Annotated in this window: 15 protein-coding genes; 4 read left to right on the top strand and 11 right to left on the bottom strand. The window is 44.1% G+C overall.

Features of this window, described 5'->3' with window-relative positions; genetic code table 11:
* Positions 1-93 precede the first annotated feature (93 nt).
* Positions 94-1,725 (top strand): ABC-F family ATP-binding cassette domain-containing protein, encoded by a 1,632-nt coding sequence (locus AC0J2F_RS02540; protein WP_473008543.1) that lies wholly within the window; start codon positions 94-96, stop codon positions 1,723-1,725.
* Here the strand turns inward: AC0J2F_RS02540 and AC0J2F_RS02535 are convergent.
* From AC0J2F_RS02535 to hisG, 9 genes are all read right to left on the bottom strand, one after another.
* Positions 1,722-2,441, bottom strand: coding sequence for a hypothetical protein (locus AC0J2F_RS02535; RefSeq protein ID WP_473008541.1), 720 nt, complete (start codon positions 2,439-2,441; stop codon positions 1,722-1,724). The two genes, AC0J2F_RS02540 and AC0J2F_RS02535, sit on opposite strands and share 4 nt — an antisense overlap.
* Positions 2,442-2,629: 188 nt before the next feature.
* The gene (hisIE, locus tag AC0J2F_RS02530) at positions 2,630-3,223 is read right to left on the bottom strand and encodes a bifunctional phosphoribosyl-AMP cyclohydrolase/phosphoribosyl-ATP diphosphatase HisIE (protein WP_473008540.1); all 594 of its coding nucleotides are present in this window, start codon (positions 3,221-3,223) and stop codon (positions 2,630-2,632) included.
* Entirely contained in the window at positions 3,220-3,972 is a 753-nt protein-coding gene (gene hisF / locus AC0J2F_RS02525; RefSeq protein ID WP_374957249.1) for an imidazole glycerol phosphate synthase subunit HisF, read from the bottom strand. Before hisF ends, hisIE begins: the two co-directional genes overlap by 4 nt.
* The gene (hisA, locus tag AC0J2F_RS02520; RefSeq protein WP_374958994.1) at positions 3,966-4,679 is read right to left on the bottom strand and encodes a 1-(5-phosphoribosyl)-5-[(5-phosphoribosylamino)methylideneamino]imidazole-4-carboxamide isomerase; all 714 of its coding nucleotides are present in this window, start codon (positions 4,677-4,679) and stop codon (positions 3,966-3,968) included. The genes hisF and hisA overlap by 7 nt, the downstream gene beginning before the upstream one ends.
* A complete protein-coding gene (gene hisH / locus AC0J2F_RS02515) occupies positions 4,679-5,263 on the bottom strand; it encodes an imidazole glycerol phosphate synthase subunit HisH (RefSeq protein WP_473008539.1) in 585 nt (194 codons plus the stop codon). Before hisH ends, hisA begins: the two co-directional genes overlap by 1 nt.
* Positions 5,260-6,354, bottom strand: coding sequence for a bifunctional histidinol-phosphatase/imidazoleglycerol-phosphate dehydratase HisB (gene hisB / locus AC0J2F_RS02510; protein WP_473008537.1), 1,095 nt, complete (start codon positions 6,352-6,354; stop codon positions 5,260-5,262). The genes hisH and hisB overlap by 4 nt, the downstream gene beginning before the upstream one ends.
* A complete protein-coding gene (gene hisC / locus AC0J2F_RS02505; protein ID WP_473008536.1) occupies positions 6,351-7,370 on the bottom strand; it encodes a histidinol-phosphate transaminase in 1,020 nt (339 codons plus the stop codon). The genes hisB and hisC overlap by 4 nt, the downstream gene beginning before the upstream one ends.
* Positions 7,360-8,652 carry a histidinol dehydrogenase gene (hisD, locus tag AC0J2F_RS02500; protein WP_473008535.1) on the bottom strand — a complete coding sequence of 431 codons (1,293 nt, stop codon included), beginning with the start codon at positions 8,650-8,652 and terminating at the stop codon, positions 7,360-7,362. Before hisD ends, hisC begins: the two co-directional genes overlap by 11 nt.
* Positions 8,652-9,509 carry an ATP phosphoribosyltransferase gene (gene hisG / locus AC0J2F_RS02495; protein WP_473008534.1) on the bottom strand — a complete coding sequence of 286 codons (858 nt, stop codon included), beginning with the start codon at positions 9,507-9,509 and terminating at the stop codon, positions 8,652-8,654. The genes hisD and hisG overlap by 1 nt, the downstream gene beginning before the upstream one ends.
* A 299-nt stretch (positions 9,510-9,808) precedes the next feature.
* Between hisG and AC0J2F_RS02490 the strand changes: the two genes are divergently transcribed.
* Entirely contained in the window at positions 9,809-10,384 is a 576-nt protein-coding gene (locus AC0J2F_RS02490) for a fasciclin domain-containing protein (RefSeq protein ID WP_473008532.1), read from the top strand.
* Positions 10,374-11,684, top strand: coding sequence for a T9SS type A sorting domain-containing protein (locus AC0J2F_RS02485; protein ID WP_473008530.1), 1,311 nt, complete (start codon positions 10,374-10,376; stop codon positions 11,682-11,684). Before AC0J2F_RS02490 ends, AC0J2F_RS02485 begins: the two co-directional genes overlap by 11 nt.
* 5 nt (positions 11,685-11,689) lie before the next feature.
* On the opposite strand, the gene pheT is transcribed toward AC0J2F_RS02485, so the two are convergent.
* Positions 11,690-14,119 carry a phenylalanine--tRNA ligase subunit beta gene (pheT, locus tag AC0J2F_RS02480; protein WP_473008529.1) on the bottom strand — a complete coding sequence of 810 codons (2,430 nt, stop codon included), beginning with the start codon at positions 14,117-14,119 and terminating at the stop codon, positions 11,690-11,692.
* Between the two features lie 167 nt (positions 14,120-14,286).
* Between pheT and AC0J2F_RS02475 the strand changes: the two genes are divergently transcribed.
* The gene (locus AC0J2F_RS02475; RefSeq protein ID WP_473008528.1) at positions 14,287-15,498 is read left to right on the top strand and encodes a peroxiredoxin family protein; all 1,212 of its coding nucleotides are present in this window, start codon (positions 14,287-14,289) and stop codon (positions 15,496-15,498) included.
* A 5-nt stretch (positions 15,499-15,503) separates the two neighbouring features.
* On the opposite strand, the gene recG is transcribed toward AC0J2F_RS02475, so the two are convergent.
* A complete protein-coding gene (recG, locus tag AC0J2F_RS02470) occupies positions 15,504-17,609 on the bottom strand; it encodes an ATP-dependent DNA helicase RecG (RefSeq protein WP_473008526.1) in 2,106 nt (701 codons plus the stop codon).
* Positions 17,610-17,721: the final 112 nt, after the last annotated feature.

Genomic DNA, 17,721 nt, shown 5'->3' with positions numbered 1-17,721 from the left:
AGTGTTAAGCGCTCGTTAAAATAATTGGCTTATAAAACCTTTATAAAGCCCGCATTTATGCCTATTTTTGCGGCGCATTTTAAGACATGAATTATGCTTTCAGTATCTAATCTATCAGTTCAATTTGGTAAACGTGTGCTTTTTGATGAAGTGAATACCACTTTTGTTAATGGGAACTGTTACGGAATCATCGGTGCAAACGGGGCCGGAAAATCTACTTTTTTAAAGATTTTATCTGGAAAGATGGATCCTACTTCTGGACACGTACATCTGGAACCTGGTAAACGCATGTCTGTATTGGAGCAGAATCACAACGTCTTTGATGAGCATACTGTACTTGAAACAGTGATCATGGGAAACAAGCCGCTTTACGAAGTTAAAATGGAGATGGACCAGATCTATGCCAAGCCAGACTTTAACGATGCAGATGGAGAGCGTGTTGGGGAGTTGCAAGTGATCTTTGAAGAGATGAACGGATGGAACGCAGACAGCGATGCAGCCGCCTTGCTTTCTAATTTAGGTATTAAGGAAGAATTCCACTACACACCTATGGCGGATATGGATGGCAAACTCAAAGTTCGTGTGCTTTTAGCACAGGCACTTTTTGGAAATCCAGATGTGCTGATCATGGATGAGCCTACCAACGACTTGGACTATGAGACCATTTCTTGGTTGGAGCACTTTTTGGCCAATTACGACAACTGCGTTATCGTAGTATCCCACGACCGTCACTTCTTAGATGCTGTTTGTACCCATATCAGTGATATCGATTTTGGGAAGATCAACCACTATTCCGGAAACTATACCTTCTGGTACGAATCCAGTCAATTGGCAGCACGTCAACGTGCGCAGCAAAACAAAAAGGCCGAAGAGAAAAAGAAAGAGCTACAAGAGTTTATCGCGCGTTTTAGTGCCAACGTGGCCAAGTCCAAACAAGCAACTTCTCGTAAAAAGATGATCGATAAGCTGAATATAGAAGATATCAAACCGTCTAGTCGCCGTTATCCTGCGATCATCTTTGAGCGTGAGCGCGAAGCGGGAGATCAGATTTTGAATATTGAGAATCTGTCGGCCTCCTTAGATGGAGAGACCTTATTCACAAAGTTAGATCTAAACCTAGCCAAAGGCGATAAGGTAGTGGTTTACGCTAAAGATTCTAGAGCGACCACTGCTTTCTATCAGATCATTAACGGAGAAAAAGAGGCTGATAGCGGGAAGTACCAATGGGGAGTCACCACTACCCAAAGTTATTTGCCGGCAGACAATGACTCTTATTTTCAAGAAAAGGTATCCTTGGTAGATTGGCTGCGTCAATGGGCAACTACAGAAGAGGAGCGTGAAGAGGTTTACATTCGCGGTTTCTTAGGAAAGATGCTTTTTAGCGGCGAAGAGGCCTTGAAGAACTCAGACGTACTTTCTGGAGGAGAAAAGGTGCGTTGTATGCTTAGTCGTATGATGATGCTACGGGCTAACGTTGTTATGCTCGATGAACCGACCAACCACTTGGATCTGGAGTCGATCACCGCCTTTAACAATTCGCTCAAGAACTTTAAAGGAATCGTATTGTTCACCACACATGATCACGAATTTGCGCAAACAGTAGGTAATCGCGTGATCGAATTAACGCCTAACGGGGTTATAGATCGGTATACTACATTTGATGAGTACATGAGTGATCCGAAGATCAAAGAGTTGCGACAAAAAATGTATGCGGTTAACGCTTAGGCGTTGTAATACTTAGAATTCCAAATAGCCGTATTGAAGTTCTTTCCTGCGGCGAATCCGTAATATAAAACAATGGCGGCCACCGCCTTGAACATAAACAGGAACAACATGACGTATTCTGTCATGCCTACTTCTTTGTTGGTAAATACTCCCATGGGTGAGATCGCAGTCAATAAGATGCTCGTTACAAAAATGCTAAACACCATATTATCGAAATTCTTTACCGGCCATACCAAAAGACGTCTAAGGCCACTCAGGTCATTTCCCCATTTGTGAATAAGGTAATAATAGCCATTGCCGATCGGTGCAAAGAGTAGTGGATCGTCTGCATTCTCTAACTTGAAGAGTTTAGAAGGTGCCATCATTTTAAAGCCACTCAGGCTGGTGTCGTGCTCTTCTTCTAAGGCTCTGATCTTACTAATGGCCTCTTCTGGGAATTCGCTTTTAAACAAGGCTGCATCTAAAAAGCGCAGGCGATAATCCACACAGATCGACTTGATAGTGTCTATATGGTAGATCTTAGCAGTCTCTAATGCGTTTAGCTTAAAGGCATTAGCGGTTGTTTTTGACCTGCTTCTAAGACGTGTATGTATGTCTTGTCGCTGCTCTTCATTGGAATCCAAGACCTGTTGAATCTGGTCTAGTATAGATACTTCAGCGCTGTTTTTTGCTCTTCTGCGGTTTAACTCGCGCTCTATGTTCGTGCTCAATCTCATCCGATCAAAATTTTTCAAATTCGTGTACTGAATCATTCAAAAATTGTGCTGCACTTAGAAGCGTTTGCCAAAGGAATGCTGAATTTAGGTGGGTAGAAGGTGATTCCTTTTTAGCTTAGCTCATACCCAATTTTTACTCAAAGTTACACGCTAAAATGCTACATTCCAAATAGCTGTGTTGTTAAAGTCTATTTTTTAGAACGTTGTTTAAGGATATCCTCAATATCTGCTATAGAATACCCTTTAACGTTCAACAGAATAAGGAGGTGATAGAGTAGATCTGCGGCCTCATTCTTAAAAAGCTCGGCATTATCGTCTTTGGCTTCAATGACCAATTCTACTGCTTCTTCACCTACTTTTTGCGCCACTTTATTGATTCCTCTTTGCGCTAAAGAGCGGGTATAAGAATCAACTTCGTCGCTGGCTATCTTTTGGGCTATTGTCGCCTCCAACTGCCCTAGAAAGCCTTGTGCACTGTCATTGGCAAAGCAACTTTGGGTTCCTTTATGACAAGTGGGGCCGGTAGGCTCACACAAAAACAAAAGCGCATCCTGATCGCAGTCCAAATAATGTTCTTTTAGCTCAAGGTAATTCTCAGAGCTTTCTCCTTTGGTCCATAGACGCCCTTTGGATCGGCTGTAAAAAGTAATGTGATTCTCTGCCAAGGTCTTCTGGTAGGCCTGCTCATTCATATAGCCCAGCATAAGGACCTGTTTGGTATTGCTGTCTTGGATCACCGCTGGGAGCAGACCATCGGCGGATTTTTCAAAATTCGGATTCATCTTATTGGGATGTTTTTATCTTTTAATGCTGATTTTAATTGGGGCACTGGGATCTCACCGTAGTGAAAAATACTAGCAGCCAGTCCTGCACTCGCGGTTGTTTTCTTAAAAAGGGTCTCAAAGTGAGCTATGGTACCCGCACCTCCAGAGGCGATCACCGGAATTTGTACCTTCTCTGCCACTGCGGAGGTTATATCTAAGGCAAAGCCAGCCTTGGTGCCGTCGTTGTTCATAGAGGTCAATAAGATCTCGCCAGCCCCTAAGGTTTCCATTTTTTCAACCCAAGCCAGAGTGTCAATACCTGTTGGGGTGCGTCCGCCACTGACGAATACCGTCCACTGATCATCTTTACACTTAGTGTCTACGGCTACCACCACACATTGAGAGCCAAATTCCGCAGCTAGCTCCTCAACCAGCTCCGGACGCTTAACTGCTGCGGAGTTGACACTGATCTTATCAGCCCCAGCTCTTATCAAGGCCTTAGCTTGTGCTACGGTTGTTATACCTCCTCCAACAGTAAAAGGAATGTTTATGTTGGCTGCGATAGCTTCTACCAAAGAGATCAAGGTTTCTCGAGCTTCTATGGTAGCAGTAATATCTAAGAATACCAGTTCGTCGGCACCCTGGTCGGCATACTGTCTGGCCAGTGCTACTGGGTCACCCGCATCTCGGATGTCTACAAAATTGACCCCTTTGACCGTGCGTCCGTTTTTAATGTCCAGACAAGGAATGATTCGTTTCTTTAGCATAGGGCTTCCAAGTCTTTAAGTTTAATGGTTCCTTCGTAGATCGCCTTGCCGATTATAGCCCCTTCACAGCCCAGTTCTCGCAATTGCACTACTTCATCTAGCGTGGTAACACCGCCGCTGGCAATAAGCTTAATGCCGTCTAGTGCTAAGAGCTCTCGGTATAAGTCAAAACTTGGACCTTGTAGCATGCCGTCTTTGGCAATATCTGTACAGATTACATATTGTGCGCCTTTGCTTAAGTAGTCGACAAGAAAATCATTCACATCCAAACTGGAGGCATGTTGCCATCCGTGGGTTGCGATCTTTCGGTCCTTACAATCGGCTCCCAAAATAATCTTCTGTGCTCCGTAGCGTCCCAACCAAGAACTGAAAAGTTCTGGCTTAGACACTGCAATGCTGCCTCCTGTTACCTGTTTAGCACCACTTTCAAAGGCAATGCGAATGTCTTCATCAGATTTAATACCTCCACCAAAATCGATCTGGAGTTCGGTCTTTGTGGATAAGCGTTCTAAAACTTTGTGATTTACAATTTGCTTGCTTTTTGCCCCGTCTAGGTCTACTAAATGCAGATACCTAATGCCGTAGTCTTGAAACATCTTTGCGACCTCATATGGGTCTTCGTTATACACGGTCTTTTGGTTGTAATCACCTTGGGTCAGTCGCACACATTTACCGTCAATTAGGTCTATAGCTGGTATGATACGCATTAGACATTGAGCTTTAAAAAGTTAGATAAGATTTGTTCTCCGACAGCTGCGGATTTTTCTGGGTGAAATTGCGTGGCGTAGAAATTGTCTCTAGCCAGGGCTGCAGAAAACGGTTGAATATAATCGCAAGCCGCCACAGTATCTGGGCCAACCTCCGCATAATAGCTATGTACAAAGTAAAGGTCACTGTTGGTTTTAACTTCATTGAATAGAGGACCTTTCAGATCTATTATTTCATTCCACCCCATATGTGGCACCTTGTACCTGGGCGGAAACTTCTTGACTTGTTCGTCAAAGATGCCTAGACAGGGCGTGTTACCTTCTTCTGAATACGAACAGAACAGCTGTAGCCCTAAACAGATCCCCAAAGTTGGTTTAGTTCGTTGCTTAATAACAGTATCTAAGCCCTTTTGTTTTAAATAGGCCATAGCAGAGGAAGCCTCTCCAACTCCTGGTAGGATCAACTTATCTGCCGATTCGAGCACAGCTGGGTCATCACTTATCACGCAAGCTGCATTGAGCCGTTTGAGCGCGTTCTCCACAGATCTAATATTACCAGCATTGTATTTTACTATCGCTATCATAAACTTCCTTTTGTGCTTGGAATGTCGTTAGACCCGCTTCTGGCAACAGCCATCCGCAGCGCTCGGGCAAAACCTTTAAAAATTGCTTCTATTTTGTGGTGTTCGTTATCGCCTTCTGCTTTGATGTTCAGGTTGCATTGCGCCTTATCACTAAAGGATTTAAAGAAGTGGAAGAACATCTCCGTAGGCAAGTCGCCAACTTTTTCACGTTCAAAATTCGCCTCCCATTCCAACCAAGGGCGACCACCAAAATCTACGGCCACTTGTGCCAAGGCATCATCCATCGGTAGTAAAAAGCCATAGCGCATTACTCCTTTTTTACTTCCTAAAGCTTCTTTAAATACGGTTCCCAAAGCCAAGGCCGTATCTTCTATGGTGTGGTGCTCGTCTATGTGGAGGTCGCCTTTAACAGCGATCTCTAGGTCAAACCCGCCGTGTTTGGCTATCTGTTCTAACATATGGTCGTAAAACCCAAGCCCAGTGTTGATATTGCTTTGTCCTTTCCCGTCTAGGTTTAGGGCGATATTGATCTGTGTCTCCGAAGTATTTCTGGCTACCACGGCTTTGCGGTCTTGCCCTTTTAAAAAGCGGTAAATATCTTCCCAGCTTGTAGTTGTGAGGGCCGCGTCCTTATTAGGCTCCGCAGCGATCAAAATACCTTGACTCCCCAAATTCTTAGCTAGTTCAATATCTGAGACTCTATCGCCTATCACAAATGATTTCTCCAGATCGTAGTTTCCGTGGATATATTCTACAAGCATGCCGGTTCCTGGTTTACGTGTAGGTGCCTTCTCTTCTGGCAGGGTAGGGTCAATATGAACTTTATAGAATTCTATGCCCTCATTAGAAAAGGCTTGCATCACCTTATTGTGGGCTGGCCAAAATGTCTCTTCTGGGAAAGAGGCTGTTCCTAAACCGTCTTGATTGGTAACCATGACCAAAGTGTAATCTAACTCTTGATTTATCTTAGCCAACCATTGAAACACGCCAGGGTAGAACTCTAGCTTTTCCAAACTGTCCAATTGATAGTCTACAGGAGGTTCAATGACCAAGGTGCCATCTCTATCTATAAATAATACTTTCTTGTTCATGCTTTAAATGCGTTGATGAGAATATCGTTTTCTGTTGGTGTTCCAACTGTGATGCGCAGCGAATCAGCGATCACAGAACTTCTGTTGCGCGTTATTATTTGTTGGCCGATAAGTCGCTCGTACCAGCCCGTTGCGTCCGGCAGTTTGATAAGAATAAAATTGGTTTCGCTAGGATATACTTTTTCCACCAGGGGTAAGGCTTTGAAAAAGCTTATAAGACGCTGTTTTTCTTCCAAGATGGCACGTTTGCGTTGCTCAAATCCGGCTTTATCAGCCAATGCATCTAATGCCGCTTTTTGATTGAGCTCGCTTACATTATAAGGTGGTTTGATATTGCTGAGCCAAGTTATCAGCTTTGCATTGCCATAGGCGATTCCCACGCGAGCCGCGGCAAGTCCCCAAGCCTTACTAAAGGTTTGTGAGACGATCAGATTGTCAATGGTATCTATCAATCTTACAGCGCTAGGCGCATTCGCAAAGTCTATATAGGCTTCATCTACAATGACCACACCTTGACTAGCTGCGGCCAAGGCCTTTATAGTTTCCAAGCTAAAAAGATTTCCAGTCGGGTTGTTGGGCGAACACACAAAGATCAACTTAGGTTGTTGCTGTTCTATGAGCTGTAATGCCTTGGTCAGATCGATTTCGAAAGAGGCATCCAACGGGCAATCTAGAACTTCGACATCGTTAATAGCGGCAGAGACCTTGTACATGCCATAGGTTGGGCTAAACTGTAAAACCTTGTCCTTACCCGGCTCGCAAAAAAGGCGGAAACACAGATCGATCACCTCGTCACTGCCGTTGCCAATAAATACTTGCTCACTAGTTACATTTCTCAATTGTGCTAACGCTGACTTGAGTTCTCTCTGATACGGATCAGGATATCGGTTTAAATTGCCGTAAGGGTTTTCATTGGCATCTAAGAAAATTCCCTCTTTACCGGTGTATTCGTCGCGAGCACTAGAATAAGGTTTAAGATCCCTTAAACTAGGTCTTATTAGGGAATTAGTATCCATCTGCAATTGCTTTTAATCTTACACTTACGGCATCTTTGTGGGCTTGTAAGCCTTCTGCTTCTGCCATTGTTTCGATAACGGGGCCTAAATTCTGGATTCCGTCCTTATCGATTTGTTGAAAGGTCACATAGTTGACAAAGCTGTTTAAAGACACCCCGCTGTACTGTCGCGCAAATCCGTTGGTCGGTAAAGTGTGATTGGTTCCTGAGGCATAGTCACCAGCGCTTTCTGGAGTGTAGTTACCCAAAAACACAGAGCCCGCCACCTTAACCGCTTCTGCCCAAGATTCTGGGTTTTGCACAGCCAAGATCAAGTGCTCTGGGGCATAAGTGTTGCTAAAGTCCATACAGGTCTGCAGCTCATCAAACACAACAGCTTTACTGTTCTTTAAGGCTTCTTTGGCCATGGCTGCTCGGGGCAGTTTCTCCACTTCCTTGTTTACCAAGACCATGATCTCGCCTATTTTAGTGAGATCGTCTCCCAACAAGATCACTTGACTGTCTATACCGTGTTCCGCTTGCGACAAAAGGTCTGCCGCTACAAACTCTGAATTGGATTGCTTATCTGCAATAACCAAAACTTCGCTAGGTCCTGCAGGCATATCTATAGCCAGTCCGTAGTTCAGGCTCATTTCTTTGGCTCGGGTCACAAACTGGTTGCCAGGTCCAAATATCTTATCGACCTTAGGAATAGAAGCTGTCCCAAAGCTCATGGCAGCAATGGCCTGTGCACCTCCTACTTTAAAAATTGCATCGAGTCCTAAAAGTTTACAGCAATAAGCAACTTCTGGAGCAATACTGCCGTCCTGGTTAGGCGGAGTGCAGATAACAATGGTCTCACATCCTCCTAGTTTTGCTGGGATCGCTAGCATCAGCAAACTTGAGAACAAGGGAGCAGTTCCCCCGGGGACATAGAGCCCTACTTTTTGTATGGGCAATTGTTTGCGCCAGCAAACAACTCCAGGAGAGGTAGTTACTTTTTCTGGCGTTAGGCGCTGTGCTTTATGGAATTTTTCAATGTTTGCGGCAGCAACTTGTATAGCATCTTTTAAGGACTGGGCTACTTGATCGGCTTGGCGGTCTATCTCGGCGACAGTTGCAATAATACTGCTAAGCTTTATCTTATCGAACTTTTCTGCATAAGCCAACAATTGGGCGTCGCCTTCGCTTTTTACGGCATTCATTATATCGACTACCGTTTTATTTAAGCTCGATGTGTCTAAGACTGGGCGTTTACAGAGATAGTCCCAGCGCGATTTCGGCGGATTGATATAAACTTCCATCAGCGTACAATTTTATCAATTGGTACAACGAGTATGTCTTCTGCACCTGCGAGTTTAAGCTCTTCTATTACATCCCAAAATTGAGATTCATCGATCACAGTGTGCAGGGAACTCCAACCTTCTTCTGCCAAGGGCAAGACCGTGGGGCTTTTCAGTACTGGCAGCAAGGCAGACACGGCGGCTATCTTATTATTGGGTACATTCATCAGTACATATTTAGAAGCTTTGCCGCGCAATACTGCGTTTACTCTAAAGCAAAGTTTGTCCAGTATGGCTTGCTTTTCTTCAGATAGGTTTGGGCCTTTGGCAAGAACTGCTTCAGATCTTAATATGACCTGGGTCTCTCGCAACCCGTTTTTAAACAAGGTACTACCAGAACTTACAATATCGCAAATACCATCTGCCAGGCCAATGTTTGGAGCGATCTCAACAGAACCAGCGATTTGGTGAATGTCTGCCTCGATCCCATTGTCGCTTAAGAATTTATTTAAGGTGTTCGGGTAAGAGGTGGCGATCTTCTTGCCGTTAAAATAGCTGAGTTCGTCAGTTGTTACCGCTTTTGGAACAGCGAGCGACACCCTACATTTCGAGAATCCCAATGGCCTAATTACAGAGGCGTTCTTCTGTTTTTCTATCAAGAGATTTTCCCCAACTATGGCTATATCTGCCACTCCATCTTCCAGATATTGCGGAATATCCGAGTTGCGGAGGTAGAGGATGTCTAGGGGAAAGTTTGCTACAGTAACCTTTAATTGATCCTTTCCATTTTGAACGGAAATACCACAGTCCTTGAGTAATTCGATGGATTTGTCGTGAAGTCTCCCGCTCTTTTGAATTGCAATTTTTAATCTGCTCATTTTCGTTTAATAGTGTCCGAGCAAAATGCGGGAAAAAAAATACCCGTCTGATTGCTCAGACGGGTTATATGGATTTAAACAGTAATCAATACCATACTAGCTCGCCTGAAGGCCAGAATGCGCATGGTGATGATGTAACTGTGTATTATTCATTGTTTCGATATGCTTTTGCAAAGTTGAAACCTTTTTTTAATTCAAACAAATTCTTCTGGTAAAAATTAACAATTCTTTACCAGCCTTAACATCCTCGGTCTTTGAAAGCCCGGCTTATTTGATATCTTAGCATAAATATCCTAGCTATGAAGAATCTGTTTTTTACACTTTGTTTCCTTTTGATCTTAAGCCCATTACAAGCTCAAGATTACAAAGCCGGTGTTGCCTCTAAGTCATATCAACTCATAGGGAATGACACTATTTTTCCAACTAAAAGCATCTATGAGAATATCAAGGGCACCGAGCAATTTAAAATACTCACTACCATCTTTGAGCTCACCAATGCGCAAGAAACTATTGATAAGCTTGGTATGTGCACCGTATTTCTTCCCACTGATGCGGCCTTTGCGCAATACGATGAAAAGGCTTTGGAGGCCCTTTTAAAACCTGCCAATTCCGAGCAGCTAAAAAAAGCCTTGCTGCGTCATATTATTATAGGAAGGGTTGACCAAAACAGTCTACAACGCAATTTGGAGCAAAATGCCGGAGCAGCTTATTTCAGATCTCCTGCAGATGTAGATCCTGAATTTAAAAGTCAAGGCGGAAATATACGTTTGCAGATTCCGAATGCCCCAGCGGCTACGGTAACTGCGACCAATTATTACCACAAACAAGGATTTATACACTTAGTGGACGCTTTTTTAATTGCAGATGAACTCTAAGCAGCTCTGCATATTAGTCTTTTTGCTTACGGCTTTTCAAGTCGGGGCGCAGACTAATTATACCTCATATGTTACAGGAAACCCAACAGATACAGAAGTAAACCCAGAAGGCGGTTTTGTGCTAATGGGTGGAGCTGGCGAGAACGATCAAGCAATGATCTGGTTCTTGCAGCGCGCCAATGGCGGAGATGTATTGGTCTTGCGTGCCAGTGGCTCCGATGGCTACAACGATTATATGTACAGCGAGTTGGGCGTTACTGTGAATTCTGTCGAGACCATTGTTTTTAATGATTGGACTGCCGCAAGTGAACCCTATATTTTGAATAAGATACAGCAGGCAGAAGCGATTTGGTTTGCAGGGGGAGATCAGTGGGATTATGTTTCCTACTGGCGAGGCACAGGTGTCGCTACAGGAATAAACGATGCTATCTCAGAGCGAAGCGCCGTTGTTGGTGGTATTAGCGCTGGAATGGCTATTATGGGAAGTATTTATTTTACTGCAGAAAACGGAACAGTTACCTCAGACCAAGCCACAACGAATCCCTATCATCCTAATATTACTTTAAGTGGAGCTCCATTTTTAGACATTGACTATTTAACAGGGGTGATCACAGACACACACTATGACGATCCGGATAGACGTGCCAGGCACAGTGTGTTCTTGGCGCGGGCCATGGTTGACATGGGAGTGAATGCTCGAGGAATTGCCTGCGACGAGTTTGCCGCCGTTTGTATTGCTCCGGATGGAATAGCGCGAGTGTTTGGGGAGTACCCAACTTTCGATGACAATGTCTATTTCATACATTCCAATTGTAACTTGGAGGTGCCTGGGCCAGAAGTTATAGGCCCTGGTGGACCGATCACTTGGTATAGAGATGGAGCGGCCTTATACGCCTACAAGGTCAAAGGCACGGAAACGGGTGAAAACACTTTCGATCTCAATGATTGGCAAACAGCTAGTGGAGGTGAGTGGCTGAATTGGAGTATCGATGCGGGCATCTTTAATGAAATCCCCGGTACTGATCCTTCCTGTGATCCTTTACACACAGATGAATTCAGACTAAAAGGAATCAGTCTCTACCCCAATCCTGCACGAAGCGACTTTAATTTGGAAATTCCTGAGGGACTCGGCGCACAAGTGCAAATATTCAATACCCTGGGGCAACAATTATATCAAAGCAATCTTAATGACGATTCCGCACTACAGATCAACACCGCTAATTGGTCGGCAGGTACTTACTTTGTACGCATAACGACCACAAGTGGGCAAGTGCTTTTGAATAAATTGATCAAAGAATAAATCGCTTAGCGTAATTGCGCCTCGAACTTGGACTCAAAGGCCTGCTGCAAACGACTCATGATCTTATCGATCTGCTTGTCTGTAAGGGTTTTGTTCTCATCTGCTAAAGTAAAACTCAAGGCATAAGATTTCTTACCCTTAGGTAAAGACTTTCCAGTGTAAACGTCAAAGAGTTGTACCTCCTTAAGCAGCTTGCTCTCCGTAGCAAAAGCAGTGGCGTGCAAGGCTTCAAAGCTAACTCCCTCGTCCAATAGGAGTGCAAAATCGCGTTTTACCTCAGGGTATTTAGAAATGGCCTTAAAGAGAATCTCTTTGGTTGACAAGGTCTGTAGAACAGCGTCCCAGTTGAAATCCGCATAGAAAACAGGGCTATTGATCGCGAAATGACCTACGATCTTTGGATGTACAACCCCTAGGCTCACCAATTCGGTTTCACCCATTTTAAGGCTGATCCCTTCTGAGAACACATCGGTAGCATTGGGTTGCTCGTTGTAATCGGTTAGGCCGAGTCGCTCCAAAATACCGCTTACAACTCCTTTTATATAAAAGAAATCTATCTCGGTGGCTCCGTTGTGTGTCCAGTGGTCCGGATAAACGCTGCCTTCTGCAATGATAGCCAAATGCTTGTGTTCTATAAGATCTTTGCCTTCCTGATGATAAGTCTTTCCAAACTCGAACAATTTTATACTGCTGGCCTTGCGATTCTTATTGTAAGCAACAGCCTCCAGGGTAGTGAATAACATGGACTGTCTTAGTACAGACAGATCGTTGCTCAACGGATTCAGCATAGCCACATTGTTGGATTCGTCCAAGGTTGCGGTCAAGTTTGTATAATCTGGCTTGGTCAAAGAGTTTGCCAACATTTCATTGAATCCAATTGCGGTCAGTTGGTTGGCTGTAAGATTCTGAATTCTATAATCTTCGATGCGTTTGGTCTCTGAGATAGAGGCATTCAGCTTCTTTCCAAAATCAATATTGTTATAACCGTAAACGCGCAACACTTCCTCAACTACATCCGCCTCGCGAGTCACATCGTTGCGGTAAGCAGGGATGGTCATTCCTATGCCAGTTTCGGTGACGTTGTTGATCTTAATGTCTAAAGACGTAAGAATGGCTTTAATGGTCTCCCTGGGGATCTCTTGCCCGATAAGGCGTGTAGCATTGTCAAAGTTCAATACTACTTGGTGATCTTCTATTTTCTTCGGATAGATATCCACCACATCACTAGTGATCTCACCACCCGCCAATTCTTTGATTAAAATTGCAGCGCGCATCAAGGCGTATTCCGTTATGTTAGGGTCTATACCACGCTCAAAGCGGAAAGAGGCGTCGGTATTGAGTCCGTGGCGCTTTGCGGTCTTGCGAATACTCACAGGATCAAAATAGGCCGATTCCAGAAATATCGCCGTGGTCTGCTCGGTCACTCCACTGTCCAATCCGCCAAAAACACCCGCAATACACATAGGCTTCTCTGCATCGCAGATCATCAGATCATCTTGGTGTAAGCTGCGCTCTTCTCCATCTAGGGTAGTGAACTTGGTGCCTGCTTTTAGTGTTTTAACCTCTACAGTTGCTCCATTGATCTTGGCAGCGTCAAAGGCGTGTAGGGGTTGCCCAAGGTCGTGCAAGACATAGTTGGTGATATCTACCACATTGTTCTTAGGAGTTAGCCCAATAGCCTTTAAGCGGTTTTGTAACCATTTGGGGGAGGGTCCAACTTTAAGGCCGCTAATGGTGACTCCGCAGTAACGAGGAGCCAGGTCGTTATTGGCCACTTTGACATCGATCTTATTAGATCTGTTGTCCACTCTAAAATTGGTGTTAGAAGGAGTGATCAATTCTATATTCACCTCTTGCTGTAAAAGTCCTGCTCTTAAGTCGCGAGCGGTTCCCCAATGACTCATCGCGTCCGCGCGGTTAGGGGTAAGACCAATTTCGAATACGTGGTCAATTTCTACATCAACTACTGTATTCATAGGAGTTCCTGCAGTGAGAGCTGCATCTAAGACCATGATACCGTCGTGAGAATCTCCAAGTCCGAGTTCGTCTTCGGCGCAGATCATTCCCATGCTCACTTCTCCGCGAATCTTTCCCTTTTTGATCTTCCAAGGCTTGCCCTCGGCATCATATAAAGTTGTACCTACCGTTGCTACAGGTACTTTTTGCCCTTTGTCCACATTGGGTGCACCACATACTATCTGTACCGGTTCGTCAGCACCTATGTCAACTTTGGTTATTTTTAAGCGGTCGGCGTTCGGATGCTGTCCGCATTCCAAAACATGTCCTACTACCACACCTTCAAGGCCTCCGGGTACAGATTCAAAACGCTCTATACCTTCTATCTCCAAGCCGAGATCTGTAAGTAATGCTCCTGTTTTTTCAGGATCCCAATCGATGTTTATAAACTGTTTTAGCCAGTTGTAAGATATCTTCATGCCCCTATGCGCTATTTAAGCTGCAAAGATAGCATTTACCAGATGAAGTCATAGCGTTTTCGGGGATTGCTGCGGATTTTTCGCATTAAACTCCAGAGCGACATCACAAGATTGAATTTTGTAAGTACTTTTACATCTTTCGACCAAGTCTTTATAAATCCTTTCAGATGAGATTGCTATTACTGTCATTCCTTGCCTTGCTTTTATTTTCCTGTGCTGATGAGGCTCCAACACTTAAAACTGGAGATTGGCGCGTTAATATGGAACTACAGGACAAGATGTTGCTTCCATTTAACCTAGAGATCAAGGCCGATGGTACTGCTGTTATTCGCAATGCTGAAGAACGGATCGCAATTACGGATATTGTTCAAAATGGCGATTCTGTACTTATAAAACATCCGGTATTCGCTGGTGAATTCCAAGGTGTATTTACAAACGAGAATAATGTTGAAGGTGATTTTGTCATTGCCAATATGGATAGATCCATTCCTTTTTCTATGGCCTATGGTAATAGTCAACGCTTTAAAGAAGTGGATCCTGCACAAGTGCAACTTGGCGGTACTTGGAAGATCGAATTTACAGAGAATGACGGCAATTCCTATCCGGCGCAAGGTGTGTTTGACCAGCAAGGCAGTGACCTGACTGGAACTATTCGCACAGAAACTGGAGACTATCGTTATTTAGAGGGTGTGGTCGATGGAGATTCCTTGAAACTCTCCACCTTTGATGGAGCCCACGCATTTTTGTTCACTGCGAAAGTGACCGACAGTACTTTAAACGGAGGCATGTTTTACAGCGGGAATCATTACAAAGCGGCTTTTAATGGTAAGCTTGATCCTGGTTTTGAACTGGCTGACCCAGATTCCTTGACCTTTTTAAAGCCCGGTTATGAGCGGTTTAATTTTGCTTTCCCCGATGCTGATGGTAAGACATGGACCTTAGACGATCCGCAGTTCAAGGACAAGGTTGTCGTTGTGCAACTTATGGGGACCTGGTGTCCTAATTGCTTGGACGAGACCAAATATTTTGCAGATTATATAGCTCGCAATCCAGAATCTGAAGTAGAATTCATAGCATTGGCTATAGACTATTCCACGACCCCGGAACCAGCTTTTAAGGCCATAGAGAGGCTTAAGGAACGTATGGGCTTGGAGTATCCGATAGTATTGGCGCAATACGGTACCAATTCTAAAAGTGAGGCTAGCGAAAAACTTCCCATGTTGAATGCGGTATTGAGTTACCCCACCACCATAGTGGTCGATAAAAAGGGTGCTGTACGCAAAATACACACCGGGTTCAATGGTCCTGCCACTGGCAATAAATACACTGAGTTTGTCACTTCCTTCGAGGCATTCTTGGCCGATCTGGAGGCAGAATAAAGAATTTACGAAATAAAATTCCAGATGTTGCCGTATTTAGCCAATTCGATATAGGTGCGCCTTACTGCTTCGTTCTGCGGATGCTCTAGGTTCGGATCCTTTTTGAGCAGGGCAATAGCGTAACTGCGAGCCAAACTCAATATGTCGCGATCTCTTACCACATCGGCAATGCGAAGGTTTAAAACCCCGCTTTGTTGAGTTCCCATAAGATCTCCAGGTCCGCGTAGCTTGAGGTCAACTTCGGAAATCTCGAAGCCGTCATTGGTTGCACACATGGTCTCTAAACGGGTTTTAGCTTCCTTAGACACCTTTTTTCCTGTCATGAGTATACAAAAGGACTGGTCGGCACCGCGACCTACTCGGCCGCGCAACTGATGCAACTGAGAAAGTCCAAAGCGCTCTGCACTTTCAATGACCATAACGGAAGCGTTAGGAACATTTACACCAACTTCTATTACAGTGGTGGCCACCATGATTTGAGTTTCTCCTTTTACAAAGCGTTCCATTTCGTAATCCTTGTCGGCTGGTTTCATCTTTCCGTGAACTATGGAGATCTGAAATTCCGGCATAGGGAAGGAGCGTGAAATAGACTCGTAACCATCCATCAAATCTTTGTAGTCTAAAGCCTCGCTTTCTTGTATCAATGGGTACACAATATAGACCTGTCTACCGAGCCTGATTTGGTCCTTTAAAAAGGCAAACATTTTAAGCCGATTTGCATCGCTTCTCAGGACGGTTTTTACAGGCTTTCTTCCAGGGGGTAATTCGTCTATCACAGAGAGGTCCAGATCGCCGTAAAGACTCATGGCTAAAGTTCTCGGAATTGGAGTTGCGGTCATCACCAAAATGTGTGGAGGGCGCTCATTCTTTTTCCAAAGTTGCGCGCGTTGTGCCACTCCAAAACGATGTTGCTCGTCTATAACTGCTAAGCCTAAATTCTTAAAAACAACCTTCTTTTCTAAGAGTGCATGAGTGCCAATTAAAAGGTCCAATTCGCCATTTTCGAGTTTTTCGTGAATTTCTCTTCTAGTTGAAGCATTGGTTGATCCTGTAAGTATATAAACACTGATATTCAATTTTTTACACCACGGTAATAATCCATTGTAGTGTTGAACTGACAAAATTTCAGTCGGCGCCATTAAACAAGCCTGAAAACCGTTGTCAAGCCCTATTAACATTGACATGAACGCAACTATGGTCTTTCCTGAACCCACATCTCCTTGCAAAAGTCGGTTCATTTGGGCATTGCTCCCCAAATCGTTGCGAATTTCTTTGATCACTCGTTTTTGCGCGTCGGTCAATTCAAAGGGTAAATGTTCGTTGAAGAAGGTGTTGAAATATTCCCCTACTCGAGTGAATGGATAACCTTTAATTTTTTGTTTGCGTTGAAAATTCTTGCGAATAAGTTGCAGTTGTATGTAGAATAATTCCTCGAATTTTAAGCGGTATTGTGCCGCAGCCAAGACGGTCTGATTCCTGGGAAAATGAACTGCAAAAAGAGCCTGTTTTTTGGTGGGTAATTTGAGCTGTTCTAAAAGGGCTTTTGGAAGGCTTTCTTGGAACTCATTTTTGGCTCCTAAAAAGAGCTGTTCAACCATGCTAATTACGGCTCGATTTGTCACCCCTTTTGCCACCAATTTTTCGGTCGATGGATAAACCGCCTGCATGCCCGAACGGAGCTTTTTTTCGTGTTCAGATTGTAATTCCAACTCTGGATGCGGCATGGAAAACTGCTGTTGAAATTTATTGATCCGGCCAAAGGCGACATATTTTTTTCCAAGCTTGAGTCGTTCCTTTATCCACTTTTGTCCTCGAAACCATACCATTTTCAAGCTTCCGGTTTCGTCTTCAAAGGTCGCTTCGAGTCGATTGCCTTTTTGCTGTTGAATCGTTTTTAGATGGGTTATCATGCCAATAACTTGCACTTCTGCGCCAGTGTCGCGCAAGTCACTGATCTTTAAGTACTGGGTACGATCTATGTATTTACGTGGAAATAAGTGTAATAGATCTTGATAGGTGTGTATAGCGAGTTCAGAACGCAGCAGATCGGCCCGATTGGGGCCTATGCCCTTAAGATAGGCGATAGGTGTTTGCAGATAATTCGCGTTCATAGTTTAAAAATAATCGATTCACCCGCCACAGCCTACCATTGTTAAAAAGTTCGTGGGATTGTTAATGTTTACTATTGGCATTCCACATTATTGTTGCTTTTCATGTAATTTG

The organism is Gilvibacter sp. CC01, from assembly GCF_055755295.1.
The sequence above is the reverse complement of the archived record's forward strand: the minus strand, read 5'-3'. Positions and strand labels throughout refer to the sequence as shown.